Here is a 14366-nt window from a genome sequence, read left to right on the forward strand (position 1 = left end):
TTCAAAATCCAAACTTGAATTTTGAGTTTGCAAATGTACACTTTTAAACTTGAATTAGTAGTGCTAAACTACCAACTCTATTTCAAAAATCATTCCTTTTTTTATTCGTCTTTTAATTTGAATGGATAGTCCCCAAATAAAACGGCTAATTTCCTAACGTCATATGTTTTTCGGGTAAATTTATTGGATAATGCAATAATGGTAACGCTTTCTTTTCTCAAAGTAATATAAGCCGATGTGTTGCCATGCCACCAACCGTTGTGAAAATAAAAATTTTGCCCTGTCTCCCAATTGACCATTCTGATGCCAAGACCATAGTTTTTAGTGCCTTTGCGCTCATTACTATATCCTTTATATACTAGACTTAGCAACTTTGGTGTTAGGAAAGTGGAACTATTTCTGGCTCTGTCAAATTTTAATAAATCACGTGGTGTGGAATAGATATTTTTGTCTCCGTAAACCGCATCTAAGTAATCTTTTCCAATTTCAACTTTATTTCCTTTATAGGAAGTTACAGCGGTGTCTTTATCTCTTTCATAATCAAAAACATAGGTATTTTTCATGCCTAATGGTTCAAAAATGATTTGTTTCATGGCATCTTTGTAAGGGAGTTTTGTGATTTTTTCAATTATTAATGCCAACATGGCATAATTAGTATTGCAATAACTAAAACGGGTGTCGGTTTTAAATTCTAAACCAATATCCTTTGTTGCCATGATAGTCAGGATATCTTGATTGGTAAGTATGTTATGCCTATCCCAAATCGTTTTGTCGCGATCCGTAAAATAAGCATAATTACGCATGCCGCTTCTGTGGTTCAGTAATGTTTTTATCGTAACGTCCGGATAAGGAAACTCTTTTAGGATGGTATTCACCTTTTGATCCAAGTCAATTCTTTTCGCATTTATTAATTTTAAAATAGCGGTTGCCGTAATCACTTTACTCACAGAGGCAATATGTAGAGGAGTAGATTTAGTTATTAATGTTTTATCTCTGAAATTAGAGTAGCCTTCGTATTTTTCATAAATAATTTGACCATTTTTAGCAACCAGAAAACTTCCGTTTGCACTATTATTGGGCCAGTTTTTTTTGTAAAAAGCGTCAATGGATGCTTTTTTTGAATTAATGTATTCGGCTGTTAATTTTGTCTCTGGTTTGCTTAACGGCTTCATCTTAGGCAATGTACTCTTAGGGAGTTGGGCATCACTTAATTCTATTTTCTTTTTCTCCTTATTGCAAGAACTCAAAACCAAAAAGAGGAGGAATATATGTAGTATATTTGTTTTTTTTATAAAATTCATTTCTGTGGTACTAGAAAGGCAAATATATAGAATCAATGTCTTTTGAGGCATTGTTTTTTCGAAACCTTAACACTATTTTATCAGTACTTAGGCAGAACCATTTTTGTATTATTTTGTGCATCAGCTACTAGTAGTTTCTGGCTTGTGTATTTTATTAAAAAAATAAATTCAATTTGGTTTAAATTGTTATATTTGTAACAAATAAACCAAATAAAGTTATAATAAAACCAAATCAAAAGCATAAAAATATGAAACTCGGAATTTTAAAAGAAAGAAAAAACCCGCCTGACAGAAGAGTTATTTTCTCACCAAATGAATTGGCCAGATTAAAACAGCTATATCAAGGTGCTTCTATAAAAGTAGAAAGTTCCGATATTCGGGTTTTTACGGATGAACAATATAAAAACTTAGGAATTGAAGTAACCAATGATATCAGTGATTGTGATGTTTTATTTGGGGTAAAAGAAGTTCCGGTAGAAGATTTAATTCCTAATAAAGCGTACTTCTTTTTCTCGCATACCATAAAAAAGCAGCCTTATAATAGAAAGTTATTGCAAGCCATTTTAGAAAAAAATATTGATTTATACGATCATGAAACCATTGTTGATTCTCATAATCGCAGGTTAATTGGTTTTGGACGTTATGCTGGAATTGTTGGTGCCTATAATAGTATAAGAGCTTTTGGAATAAAATTCGAATTATTTAAATTGCCAAAAGCAGAAACACTTTCGGGAAAAGAGGCTTTAATTGAGCATTTAAAACGATTGGTGTTGCCACCTTTGAAATTCGTGATTACAGGTAGAGGAAAAGTTGGTAATGGGGCAAAAGAAATTTTGGATGCCATAAAAATAAAAGAAGTTTCTGTTGAAAATTATTTGACAAAGAACTACACACAACCTGTTTATACCCAAATTGATGTATTGGAATACAACAAACGTAAAGACGGTCAAGTATTGGATTTTACGGATTTTTATGACAATCCACAGGAATATATTTCTGATTTTGAACGATTCACTAAAGTTTCGGATATTTATATTACGGGACATTTTCATGCCAATGAAGCTCCAGTAATTCTTACCCGTGAAATGCTACAGTCCAAAGATTGCAAAATCAAAGTCGTTGCAGATGTTTCCTGTGATGTTAATGGTCCAATTGCATGTACGCTCAGATCATCAACAATTGCGGAACCTTTATACGGGTATTTACCAAGTGAAGATAAAGAAGTTGATGTTTTTCATCCTGCGGCAATTGTAGTTATGGCGGTTGATAATTTGCCATGTGAGTTGCCAAAAGATGCCAGCGAAGGTTTTGGTGAAATGTTTATGGAACATGTAATTCCGGCTTTTTTCAATGGAGACAAAGAAGGGATTTTGCAAAGAGCCAAAATCACCGAAAAAGGAAAACTGACTCCAAGATTTAGTTATTTACAAGATTACGTCGACGGGAAATAAATGCTGTTTCTTTACTAAAAGATAGATAGACCTGCAATGTAACGTTGCAGGTTTTTTTATGGAAATTTATAGGCTAGGAAATGGCTTGGTTTTGAAATATTATAAATCAATTAACAGCTGAGAATTTAAGGAGCTTGTGTAATTGCCTAATTTTGTTCCAAATTTGAAATTTATAATGGAAAAAAATATTCCGATTTCCCTATTAGAATTAGCGATAATTACCGAAGATAGCAATGCAAGCGAAACATTGCAAAAAACAAAAGAACTGGCGCAACTGGCTGACGGTTTAAGTTATAAACGATTTTGGTTAGCCGAACATCATAATATGGCGCACGTAGCGAGTTCTGCCACAGTTGTTTTGATTGGTTATATAGCCAGTCAAACCCAGAATATCCGAGTAGGTTCTGGTGGTATCATGTTACCGAATCATGCTCCGTTAATTATTGCGGAACAATTTGGTACGCTTGAAACACTATATCCCAATCGGATTGATTTAGGATTAGGAAGAGCGCCGGGAACGGATGGATTAACTGCACAAGCGATTCGGAAAGATTTCTTCGAGCAATCACAGCGATTTCCTGAAAATGTTGCGGCTCTTCAGGAATTTTTCTCAGAGGATAATGCTACTGCAAAAGTGAGAGCTTTTCCTGCAGAAGGGACTAAAGTTCCCATCTGGATTTTAGGTTCCAGTATGGATAGTGCTGCTTTGGCTGCTGCCAATGGATTGCCATATGCCTTTGCGGGACATTTTGCACCGAAACAAATGTATCAGGCATTTCAATTTTATCGAGATAATTTTAAACCTTCGGAATATTTAGACCAACCCAAAACGATAGCATGTGTAAACGCAATAGCTGCCGATACCGACGAAGAAGCCGAAAAGTTGTCGACCAGTTTGACTCAAATGTTCTTGAATTTGATTCGGAATGATAGAAAACCGTTACAGCCGCCTGTTGATTCGATCGATGGTATTATGAGCGAAGAAGAACATTTTCATGTAAATCAAATGACTTCTTGTTCATTTGTGGGAAGTAAAAAGAAATTGGAAACAGAATTGAAACAATTTATTAAATATACACTTATTGATGAATTGATGATTACCAGTCCAATTTTTAATCATCAGGATAAATTGAAAAGCATTCGAATCATGAAGGAAGTAATGGATACTATGAATTAAGGATGGAATTTGCGGTGCTATTTTTTTAACTTAAATGAACTTACATTCCTTATATGGTTTAAAATTTTCAACATATAAGGAATGTAAGTTCATTTAAGAAATGCCTCAATTATTTAATTTTGCTATCGATAGATAAATTTAAAACAAGAAAACCTGCAACGTTACATTGCAGGTTTTACTTTATAAATCAAAATGTATGATTATTTAAGGCTTCCCACCATATCTTCCGGTTTTACCCAAGCATCAAAATCTTCTGGAGTCACGTATCCTAAACGTACTGCTTCTTCTTTCAATGTTGTCCCGTTTTTATGTGCAGTTTGAGCAATCTCAGCAGATTTGTAATACCCAATTTTAGTGTTCAAAGCGGTAACTAACATCAATGAATTGTCAACTAATTCTTTAATTCGTTTGTAGTTAGGTGCAATACCTTGAGCGCAATGTTCGTCAAATGACATACAAGCATCACCAAGTAATCTCGCTGATTGCAAGAAGTTTGCAGCCATCAATGGTTTGAAAACATTCAATTCATAATGACCTTGCATTCCACCAACAGAAATGGCAACATCATTCCCCATAACTTGTGCGCAAACCATCGTTAATGCTTCACATTGTGTTGGGTTTACTTTTCCTGGCATGATTGAAGAGCCCGGCTCATTTTCCGGAATAAGGATTTCTCCGATTCCTGAACGTGGTCCTGAAGCCAACATTCGTACATCATTGGCAATTTTATTCAATGAAACTGCCAGTTGTTTTAAGGCTCCGTGCGTTTCTACGATGGCATCATGTGCTGCTAAAGCTTCAAATTTATTTTCGGCAGTTACGAATGGATGTCCTGTAAATTCAGCGATATATTCGGCAACTTTTACATCGTATCCATCAGGAGTATTCAATCCTGTTCCTACCGCTGTTCCTCCTAAAGCCACTTCTGATAAGTGTGCCAAAGTATTTTTAACGGCTTTCAAACCGTAGTTTAATTGCGCTACATAACCTGAAATTTCTTGTCCTAATGTAAGTGGCGTAGCATCCATTAAATGCGTACGACCAATTTTAACTACATTGTTGAATTCAACTGCTTTGGCATGAAGTGTATCTCTCAATTTTTCAACACCTGGAATCGTGATTTCTACAACAGCTTTGTAAGCCGCAATGTGCATTCCGGTAGGGAAGGTGTCATTTGAAGATTGTGATTTATTTACATCATCATTGGCTTTGATGAATTGCTCGCCTTCGCCAATGTTGAAACCTTTTAATACTTGCGCACGATTTGCAACTACTTCATTTACGTTCATGTTACTTTGCGTACCTGAACCAGTTTGCCAAATTACCAATGGGAATTCATCATCCAATTTTCCAGCTAGAATTTCGTCACAAACAGCACCAATGGCGTCACGTTTTTCGACTGGTAAAACACCTAAATCACAATTGGCATAAGCCGCAGCTTTTTTAAGATACGCAAAACCTTCAATAATTTCTTTTGGCATGGAAGCCGATGGACCTATTTTGAAGTTATTTCTTGAACGTTCTGTTTGTGCACCCCAATATTTATCAGCTGGAACCTGCACTTCACCCATGGTGTCTTTTTCTATTCTGAATTTCATTTTTTTTGAAAGTTATGTGTTATACGTTAAAGGTTATGTGATAAGAGTAGGCGCTATCGAAAGACGTTTAACTCTTAACCTATAACTTTTAACTTTAAAAATTGAGCTCAAAAATACGGATAATTCCTTTTTTATAAAAATTGATTGGTAGTTTTTATGTTTTTTTATTGGTGCGAAAAGGAATTAAACTTACATTTGTGGCTACATTCAAAAATTCCGGAAAACATGTTTGAATTTTCACAGTACTTAGGCTTTTTACTTTTCTTAACCATTCTTACTATAGGATTTTGGTTAATGTTTTTTCTTGTAGGTTTCGTTCAATATTGGATTGGCGGTGCTCTATGGGAAATGTATAAAGAAAGAAAAGCAAAGAAAGAACAATCAGTTTAATCTGTTTGTTAAATAAAAAAAGGATTCATGAAAATGAGTCCTTTTTTTATGCTTATTACTATCTAATATTTTACTTTTTGTATAAAAAGAGAAAGGACCCGTTTTCACGAGTCCTTATTTTTTTATCCTTGAAAATCACCTTCATTTTCATTTTGATTTCGTTTAGGTTGTTCTTTTTCGTTTTTCTGTTTGTTAAAACGATACGTAAACGATAGGCTAAACTGTCTTTCTCTCCATTGCATTTCACTGTAAGAACTTACAATTCCTGGAAGGTTACTTTCCATCATTCTTTTTCTGGAATTGAATACATCACTAACGTTGAACGAAAGTGTTCCTTTGTCTTTTAAGACGTCTTTACTGAATGCTATGTTTGCTGCAAAAACTCCTAAACTTCTTCCTTGTGCATTATTTTGTGGACCATTATAAGAGGCATTAGTTTGCCAGTCAATTTTGTATGGTAACGAAATTTTAGAGGTTAGTCTTGTGGACCATGAAGTGGCTGTGTTATCAAAATTTTGTACAATTTCATTATTTTTAAAATCTGTATACGTAAAATCTCCTTGAGTTTCGTTTCTGAAGAAATTGAAGTTACTGTTTAATTTCCACCATTTGAAAGGAGAATAATTTAACGTGAATTCAAATCCTACTCTATATTCTGTAGCTAAGTTAATAGGTGAACTAATGATAATAGGAATACGTGTATCTTCACCACCATTAATTTGTGTTACCTCACCATTGACAACCGTATCTTTACCGTCGACAACAGTGACAATAAAATCACCTGATTCTCTTCTTGCAAATTGAAAAACATCTGTTGTTTTATTTACGTATAAGGAAGTATTGAAGGTTAATTTCTCCCATCTTTTAATGTAACCAAAATCAATTGCATCAGAAAATGCTGGATCTAAATCTGGATTTCCAACAAAAATATTGATGTTACTGGACAAGTTGCTGAACGGGTTCAACATTCTTCCTCTAGGTCTTTGAATTCTTCGGCTATAGCTTACAGAAGCGCTGCTTTTGTCTGATATTTCATAAGTAAAGAAAGCACTTGGAAAAAAGTTATTGTACTTTTTAGTGTTGAAATCATTGGTTGCTAGTTGATTGATTTCAATATTGGAATCCTCAAAACGCAATCCGAAAAGTGCCGAGAATTTATTGATTTTTAAACCATATTGCGTATAAATCGCATTTACCTTTTCCTTGTATTCTAATGTGTTTGTAAAATTTTTATTGATTACTCCGTCATTTTCAACCCGATAATCCGTAAGTAATTCTGAGAAATCACCACGATATCCTGCTTCAAACTGGCTTCCTTTTCCAAAAGGCAATACATAATCCATTTGAAGTAAATTTCTGCTTTGAGTTTGATTGTTGATGGTATTGTCAAATTTCACCACATTTGTATTTGTAGCTCTATCGGTAATTATAGCATCATTTACATCGTCGTTTGTAGAAAAGGAACCGTCAATGGTTAATTTATGACCGTCTTTTTTAAATTTCTTAGTGAAGTTAGTTGCAAATTCTACATTCTCACTGTCGCTATTTTCTAAATTGATACGATTACGAGTGTAATCAAAAGTATTGTCTCTTTTAAAATTATTTTGGAAAACGTTATCTACATTGTCGCCATTACTTTTTCGATAGTTGAAGGTATTAGTCCATGAAAGAGTCTCACTTAGATACCATTCCATTCCAAAGTTTCCATTATATCCTTTATTATCTCTTTCGTTCTCTCTTGTTTCATTTACATAATTTTTGGTCGTATTATCAGCATTTAAATATCTTGAATCTGTAAATGCATTTCCGGGATTACTACGATCATTGTATCCCTGAGTAGTGAAAAGATTAAAGTTTTTGGATTTGTAATTTAATGTACCGCTTAAACCATACGTTTCAGGATAGCCTGTTGAAGCTATAAAAGTTCCGTTTAAACCTTGATTTTTTCCGTTTTTCAAGATAATGTTTAATAAACCACCACCACCTTCGGCATCATATCTTGCAGATGGATTGGTAATAACTTCTACTTTGTCAATCGCATCGGCAGGAATTAATCGCAACGCTTCAGCAATATTAATGGCATTTGATGGTTTTCCATCAATAAGTACTCTTACGTTTTCGTTTCCACGAAGACTTACATTTCCTTCAACATCTACCGCAACAGAAGGAATGTTATCTAAAACATCACTTACAGTTCCGCCCTTAACCATAAGATCATTTCCTACGTTGTATACTTTTTTGTCTAATTTGATTTCAACGGTCGTTTTTTCGGAACGAATAACAACCTCATTCAATTGATTGGCGTCTTCTTCTAAACTGATTACACCTAAATTAGTACTTACTTTAAGGTTTTTCTGTTTGATTTCATTCAGTTTGAAAGAGATGAATTCAATTTTTATATCGTAAATACCGGGCTTAATCTCAATATCAAACTCTCCTTTTGGATTTGTAATACCTCCAGCAACTGGTTTTGGGTTATTGGGAATTAAAAAAGTGATTGTCGCGTATTCAAGTGGTTGCTTGCTTATTTTTTCAAGCACTTTTCCGGTAATTTTAATTTTTGGGTTCGAACCTTGTTGAGCAAAACTGAACAGGGTTGTAAAAAAGAGAACAAGAATTAAAACGGATTTCATTTTTTTCATTTTAAAAAACTTTGGTTACAAACTTTAGATTGTAAAAGTAGAATTTGGTTTAACACTAGAAATCACAAAAAAATGTTAATTAAAAAATTCGAGATTTTATAAAATAAAAGTTGCTACTTTGTCTAATTCTCGGCCTATAATTGCTGTATTTCCATTGATTACAATGGGTCTTTCAATTAGAATGGGATTAGAGATCATAGCTTGAATAATTTGTTCATCATTCATTTCTTGGTCTTTAAAATTTTCTATCCAAATTTTTTCTTTTTGGCGAACTAATTCAATAGGTTTTATATTTAGTTTTTGAATGATAGCAAACAACTCTTCAAATGAAGGAGGGTTTGTCAAATAATTGATGACTTCAAACTCTTTTTCTGATTTTTCTACAAATGCCAGACAATTTCTGGATTTTCCGCAGCGTGAATTATGGTATATTTGTATCATATTTATTAATATATTAGGTTACTGTAAATTGGTATATCAAGGATTTTCAATGATGTAACAAAAGTAACATTTGCTAAACTAATTAAGTATAAAAACTAAACGAAAAATAGATGTTTATAGAACAAGGAATAAAATCAGAAAATAAGTTTTGGAAATATATCGTAGGTTCGTTGCTTATAATTTTCGCTTCATTTGTTGGGCAGGTACCACTTTTGCTAGGGGTTTTGTATGAAACATCTTTTAATGGGAAGGCATATCCAACAAGTAATGAGGCAGTAATGCGGTTTTTTGACTCTAATTTGACTTTGTTTTTAATACTGATTTCATTCGTTTTTATTATGCTTGGCATTGTGTTAATAATACGTTATTTGCACGGACAAACGATGCTTTCGATAACAACATCAAGAGACAAAATAGATTGGAAAAGAGTTGGATTTTCTTTTTTCATTTGGTCAGTTTTTACAATTGTGTCCACATTGCTATTCTATTTTTCTAATCCCAGCGATTTTGTAGTCAATTTTAAACCAATTCCATTTGCAATTTTAGTAGTTATAAGTGTACTTCTAATTCCTATTCAAACCAGTTCCGAAGAATATATTTTTAGGGGATACTTGATGCAGGGATTTGCCAATCTTGCCAAGAATAAATGGTTTCCTTTATTGATGACTTCGGTTATCTTTGGAGGAATGCATATTTTTAATCCTGAAGTGTCTAAAATAGGGTATATCGTATTAGTTTATTATATAGGAACAGGTTTTTTACTGGGTATTATTACGTTGATGGATGAAGGAATGGAGCTCGCTTTAGGGTTTCATGCAGCCAATAATTTAGTTGGTGCTTTACTCGTTACGTCAGATTGGTCCGCATTTCAAACCAATTCTATTTTTAAGGATATTTCGGATCCTTCAGCAGGATTAGATGTAATAGTACCGGTAGTCCTTATTTACCCAATACTTTTATTTATCTTTAGTAAAAAATACAACTGGACTAATTGGAAAGAAAAATTAACTGGAACTATTTAAACATTAAAACGGTTTAATAATTTAAAATAAACGGAATCATGATCGATACAATAAAGTACCATAATGTCCACAACCTCTTTAAACTAAATGGGTTTCATTTGAATCGAAATGATTTATGCAGAGTAGCGTACAGTTTTATAAAAGAAGGAGAGGAGTTCGAAAAATCAGTGGGAGATTTTATACTCGATTGGTTTGATAACAAATCGTATATTGAATTGAATACTTCCGGGACTACAGGAACTCCAAAATTGATTCGTATCGATAAACAAGCTATGGTCAATTCGGCAATCGCTACGGGTGATTTTTTCGATTTAAAACCTGGAGATAAGGCATTACACTGTTTGCCTACTAAATATATCGCTGGAAAAATGATGTTTGTGAGGAGCTTTATTCTTGGTCTTGATATTGATTTTGTTGCACCAAGTTCTCATCCGATGTTGCAAAATGAAACTAAATATGATTTTGTTGCCATGGTTCCTTTACAAGCTCAAAACTCTTTATCGGCATTAAAGAATGTAAAAAAGATGATTGTTGGCGGAGCTAAAATGAGTAATGCTCTTGAAAAAGGACTTTCTAAATTGAAAACGAAAGTGTATGAAACCTATGGTATGACAGAGACGATTACTCATATTGCAGCCAAGAAGATAGGTGAGGAGGCTTTTTCAATTTTGCCAAATATTAAAATTGCCCAAGACGATAGAAACTGTCTGGTGATTACTGCATCAAAAATTTCAAACGAATCCATTGTCACAAATGATTTAGTGGAACTCGTAGGCGAAAATCAATTTGTCTTTTTAGGACGTATGGATAACGTAATAAACAGTGGTGGGATCAAATTAATTCCGGAGAAAATTGAGGATAAGCTATCAAATAAAATTAACGCAAGATTTTTTGTAACTGGAAAGCAAGATGCTGTTTTAGGAGAAAAATTAGTTATTGTTATAGAAGGTGAACATCAAATATTAGACGAGAGTATTTTTGATGGTTTGGATAAATATGAAAAACCTAAAGAAGTATTTTATGTTTCTAAATTTAGTGAAACTGAAAGCGGGAAGATAAAACGCAAAGAAATTCTAGACAGTATTTAAAATACTAAAAAAAGCTTCCGTTAATTTAGGAAGCTTTTTTATTTAATTATTGCTGCATTTTAAAATAATAATCAGCTGAATTTTTCCCACTTCCGTAGAATAAGAAAAACACACATACTCCTAATACCAGTAATGCCAAAAGTAAATTTTGGGAATGCATTTCTCCCATGAAATTTACTATAATAGCACCTATCAGTATAGGTAGTTGCGCCATTAATGCCCATCTTGTCAATAAACCAAATGCAATCATTATACCACCTACCATATGCGCTGGAGCAATGTAATGAATGAGGAACATCCCACCACCAATTCTGTCAATTGGAGATATTAGATCATGTAAATATTGGATGTTCGTTATAAAAGAGATTCCTTTCATAAACAAAAATACACCAAGTGCTATTCGTACCAAATCTACGGTTAAATAAGTGTGCGCATTCGCCCATTTGTTTAAATTTTTTACGCTGTTCATAATACTATAGTTTAAAATATGTAGTACTAAGTTACTGATTTTTAATTAAATAATTTAAAATTGTTAAAGAAAACTAAATTTTGAATATTTTCTGTATTCAAAGGAATAGTTATCTAGCGTTTGTGAATAAACTACTAATAATACCATCTTAATTTATAATTGCAGCGTAAGTAAAGAAGTTAAATTTTAAAAAATGATTTTGTGTTTTTAATAATTAAAGTTGCCTTATTTAATTTAGGAATCGATAATTTATTCTTAAACCAAGGCTGTTTTCAGCATGTCCATGAGCCAAAAACTGAGTCAAATCCATAGATAAGTTTACTTTGTTTTTTTTAGCGTTAATGATAAATGACTTCCCAAAATAAAGACCCGAGCATAATCCAAATTGTTGGTTACTGGCATATTCAGTTACAAAACCCAATCCAATTTTACTGTCTTCATCTGAAAGTGCATACCCTACACCGGTTTCGGCTCCCCAATACCAATTTGAATTTAAATTAAATTGAACATTTGGTTTAATGCTGAACAAGCTAAAGTTACTGTGTAAAGCTCTTTCTTCCAATGTACTTTCGGGAGTAAGTATTCGACTGTTTTTTTTAATGAATCTGTAATCATAATCGAATCGAATTCCGAGTTCTAATTTTCTGGAAATTATTTTTCCAGCTCTTACATTTAAGCCTACAGCAAGTCTGTGACTTCGATACATTTCTATATGTACAGGCAGTGATAAGTTTATCCCTGATTCTAGATAAAAGGGTTTCTTATCCATTGACAAAATAGCATTTTCGGTTTTATTTTGTGCATATATAAACTGCCCCACTAACAAAAATAGTGTTGTTAGTAAAACCAAAATCTTTTTCATTTTCTTTTAATTTTAAATAATTAAAACGAATTAGGTTAAGACTTTTTAGGGCATTATAAATCCTTTTAGGAACCATTAATATGGTTCCTGAAAGCATTATAAATATACAAAATGTAGAGTTAAGTAACTGTAAATGAGTAGTTAAACTTGAATTACACCCAAGTTAAATTTCTTCTCAATAGGAGAGTGGTTTGCCGCTTCTATACCCATAGAAATCCAGGTTCTGGTGTCTAAAGGATCGATGATTGCATCTGTCCATAATCGTGAAGCCGCATAATAAGGTGAAACTTGTTCATCATATCTCGCTTTAATTTTATCAAACAATTCTTTTTCTTTAGTTTCATCTACCAGTTCTCCTTTTGCTTTAAGTGAAGAAGCTTCAATTTGTGCCAATACTTTTGCTGCTTGTGTTCCTCCCATAACGGCTAATTCCGCACTTGGCCAAGCAAAAATTAATCTTGGGTCATATGCTTTTCCACACATCGCATAATTCCCTGCACCGTATGAATTCCCTACGATAACCGTGAATTTTGGTACAACCGAATTGGATACAGCATTTACCATTTTGGCACCGTCTTTTATAATTCCGCCATGTTCAGATTTGGATCCCACCATAAAACCGGTAACATCTTGTACAAAAACTAAAGGAATTTTCTTTTGATTGCAATTAGCGATGAAACGGGTGGCTTTGTCCGCACTATCGGAGTAGATTACACCTCCAAATTGCATTTCGCCATTTTTGGTTTTCACCACTTTTCGTTGGTTGGCAACAATTCCCACTGCCCAACCGTCAATTCTGGCATAACCGGTAATAATGGTTTGACCGTAACCGTCTTTATACGCTTCAAATTCCGAATTATCAACTAAACGATTGATGATTTCCATCATATCGTACTGCTCATTTCTGGCTTTTGGTAAAACACCATAGATTTCTTTTTCGTCCAATGCGGGTTTTTCGGCTTTAATTCGACTGTAACCTGCTTTATCAAAATCACCTATTTTGTCAACTATATTTTTTATTTTATCTAATGCGTCTTTGTCATCTTTGGCCTTGTAATCTGTAACGCCCGAAATTTCACAATGCGTTGTTGCTCCGCCTAATGTTTCGTTATCGATACTTTCGCCAATGGCAGCTTTGACTAAATAACTTCCGGCTAAGAAAATACTTCCCGTTTTATCCACAATCATGGCTTCATCGCTCATGATTGGTAAATAGGCACCACCAGCAACGCAACTTCCCATTACGGCAGCAATTTGGGTGATTCCCATGCTGCTCATTTGGGCATTATTTCTAAAAATCCGACCAAAATGTTCTTTATCAGGGAAAATCTCATCTTGTAATGGCAAATAAACTCCTGCACTATCCACTAAATAGATAATTGGAAGACGATTTTCCATTGCAATTTCCTGTGCACGCAGATTTTTCTTTGCGGTTATAGGAAACCAAGCACCCGCTTTTACGGTAGCATCATTGGCAACAACAATACATTGTTTTCCTTTGATGTAACCTATTTTAACTACAACTCCACCGGATGGGCAGCCACCATGTTCTGCATACATTCCTTCACCAACAAATGCTCCAATTTCTATACATTTTGCTTTTGGATCCAATAAATAATCGATACGTTCGCGTGCCGTCATTTTGCCTTCACCATGTAATTTTTGGATGCGTTTTTCACCACCTCCAAGTTTGACTATGCTTAATTTTTGTCGTAATGCTGAAAGTAAAAGTTTATTGTGGTCTTCGTTTTTGTTGAAGTTCAAATCCATGATGAAATTGTGTTAAAAAATTTTGCGCTAAAATACAAAATCCAACTAAATAAATTTTATTATTTTAATTGGTTTGTGAAGAAAATCGAATATATGTTTACTATTAAAACAAAAAAACAGAAGTTTATCTCTGTTTTTTTATGAATTTAATAAAA

Annotated in this window: 11 protein-coding genes; 4 read left to right on the forward strand and 7 right to left on the reverse strand. The window is 33.6% G+C overall.

The window, feature by feature from the left end; translation table 11 throughout:
* Positions 1-101 precede the first annotated feature (101 nt).
* Positions 102-1301, reverse strand: coding sequence for a serine hydrolase domain-containing protein (locus E0I26_RS07110; RefSeq protein WP_131915798.1), 1200 nt, complete (start codon positions 1299-1301; stop codon positions 102-104).
* Between the two features lie 248 nt (positions 1302-1549).
* On the opposite strand from E0I26_RS07110, the gene E0I26_RS07115 reads away from it, so the two are divergent.
* The gene (locus E0I26_RS07115; RefSeq protein WP_131915799.1) at positions 1550-2752 is read left to right on the forward strand and encodes an NAD(P)-dependent oxidoreductase; all 1203 of its coding nucleotides are present in this window, start codon (positions 1550-1552) and stop codon (positions 2750-2752) included.
* A 175-nt stretch (positions 2753-2927) separates the two neighbouring features.
* On the forward strand, positions 2928-3929 hold the full coding sequence (locus E0I26_RS07120) for an LLM class flavin-dependent oxidoreductase (protein WP_131915800.1): 1002 nt from the start codon (positions 2928-2930) through the stop codon (positions 3927-3929).
* Positions 3930-4129: 200 nt separating this feature from the next.
* Here E0I26_RS07120 and fumC read toward each other — a convergent pair whose 3' ends face one another.
* From fumC to E0I26_RS07140, 3 genes are all read right to left on the reverse strand, one after another.
* Positions 4130-5527 (reverse strand): class II fumarate hydratase, encoded by a 1398-nt coding sequence (gene fumC / locus E0I26_RS07125; protein ID WP_131915801.1) that lies wholly within the window; start codon positions 5525-5527, stop codon positions 4130-4132.
* A 512-nt stretch (positions 5528-6039) separates the two neighbouring features.
* Complete coding sequence (locus tag E0I26_RS07135; RefSeq protein ID WP_317126114.1) at positions 6040-8550, reverse strand: TonB-dependent receptor domain-containing protein; 2511 nt, start codon at positions 8548-8550, stop codon at positions 6040-6042.
* Positions 8551-8655: 105 nt separating this feature from the next.
* On the reverse strand, positions 8656-9000 hold the full coding sequence (locus tag E0I26_RS07140; protein ID WP_131915803.1) for an arsenate reductase family protein: 345 nt from the start codon (positions 8998-9000) through the stop codon (positions 8656-8658).
* A 110-nt stretch (positions 9001-9110) separates the two neighbouring features.
* On the opposite strand from E0I26_RS07140, the gene E0I26_RS07145 reads away from it, so the two are divergent.
* Together E0I26_RS07145 and E0I26_RS07150 are read left to right on the forward strand one after the other, a co-directional pair.
* On the forward strand, positions 9111-10022 hold the full coding sequence (locus E0I26_RS07145; RefSeq protein WP_131915804.1) for a CPBP family intramembrane glutamic endopeptidase: 912 nt from the start codon (positions 9111-9113) through the stop codon (positions 10020-10022).
* A 38-nt stretch (positions 10023-10060) separates the two neighbouring features.
* On the forward strand, positions 10061-11110 hold the full coding sequence (locus E0I26_RS07150; protein ID WP_394346099.1) for an AMP-binding protein: 1050 nt from the start codon (positions 10061-10063) through the stop codon (positions 11108-11110).
* Between the two features lie 46 nt (positions 11111-11156).
* Here the strand turns inward: E0I26_RS07150 and E0I26_RS07155 are convergent, their stop codons facing one another.
* The 3 genes from E0I26_RS07155 to E0I26_RS07165 all read right to left on the reverse strand — a co-directional run bounded on the left by E0I26_RS07155 (position 11157) and on the right by E0I26_RS07165 (position 14211).
* Positions 11157-11579 carry a DoxX family protein gene (locus E0I26_RS07155; RefSeq protein ID WP_131915805.1) on the reverse strand — a complete coding sequence of 141 codons (423 nt, stop codon included), beginning with the start codon at positions 11577-11579 and terminating at the stop codon, positions 11157-11159.
* Positions 11580-11808: 229 nt separating this feature from the next.
* Positions 11809-12441 carry a hypothetical protein gene (locus E0I26_RS07160; protein ID WP_131915806.1) on the reverse strand — a complete coding sequence of 211 codons (633 nt, stop codon included), beginning with the start codon at positions 12439-12441 and terminating at the stop codon, positions 11809-11811.
* A gap of 141 nt (positions 12442-12582) precedes the next feature.
* Positions 12583-14211 (reverse strand): acyl-CoA carboxylase subunit beta, encoded by a 1629-nt coding sequence (locus E0I26_RS07165; RefSeq protein WP_131915807.1) that lies wholly within the window; start codon positions 14209-14211, stop codon positions 12583-12585.
* Positions 14212-14366 lie beyond the last annotated feature (155 nt).

Source organism: Flavobacterium rhamnosiphilum, from assembly GCF_004349195.1.
GTDB classification, from domain to species: domain Bacteria; phylum Bacteroidota; class Bacteroidia; order Flavobacteriales; family Flavobacteriaceae; genus Flavobacterium; species Flavobacterium rhamnosiphilum.

What these genes read in the sequence shown, in the direction of transcription:
- E0I26_RS07110 (WP_131915798.1), bottom strand. Translation starts at nt 1,301, where the DNA reads ATGAATTTTATAAAAAAAACAAATATACTACATATATTCCTCCTCTTT.
- E0I26_RS07115 (WP_131915799.1), top strand. Translation starts at nt 1,550, where the DNA reads ATGAAACTCGGAATTTTAAAAGAAAGAAAAAACCCGCCTGACAGAAGA.
- E0I26_RS07120 (WP_131915800.1), top strand. Translation starts at nt 2,928, where the DNA reads ATGGAAAAAAATATTCCGATTTCCCTATTAGAATTAGCGATAATTACC.
- fumC (WP_131915801.1), bottom strand. Translation starts at nt 5,527, where the DNA reads ATGAAATTCAGAATAGAAAAAGACACCATGGGTGAAGTGCAGGTTCCA.
- E0I26_RS07135 (WP_317126114.1), bottom strand. Translation starts at nt 8,550, where the DNA reads ATGAAATCCGTTTTAATTCTTGTTCTCTTTTTTACAACCCTGTTCAGT.
- E0I26_RS07140 (WP_131915803.1), bottom strand. Translation starts at nt 9,000, where the DNA reads ATGATACAAATATACCATAATTCACGCTGCGGAAAATCCAGAAATTGT.
- E0I26_RS07145 (WP_131915804.1), top strand. Translation starts at nt 9,111, where the DNA reads ATGTTTATAGAACAAGGAATAAAATCAGAAAATAAGTTTTGGAAATAT.
- E0I26_RS07150 (WP_394346099.1), top strand. Translation starts at nt 10,061, where the DNA reads ATGATCGATACAATAAAGTACCATAATGTCCACAACCTCTTTAAACTA.
- E0I26_RS07155 (WP_131915805.1), bottom strand. Translation starts at nt 11,579, where the DNA reads ATGAACAGCGTAAAAAATTTAAACAAATGGGCGAATGCGCACACTTAT.
- E0I26_RS07160 (WP_131915806.1), bottom strand. Translation starts at nt 12,441, where the DNA reads ATGAAAAAGATTTTGGTTTTACTAACAACACTATTTTTGTTAGTGGGG.
- E0I26_RS07165 (WP_131915807.1), bottom strand. Translation starts at nt 14,211, where the DNA reads ATGGATTTGAACTTCAACAAAAACGAAGACCACAATAAACTTTTACTT.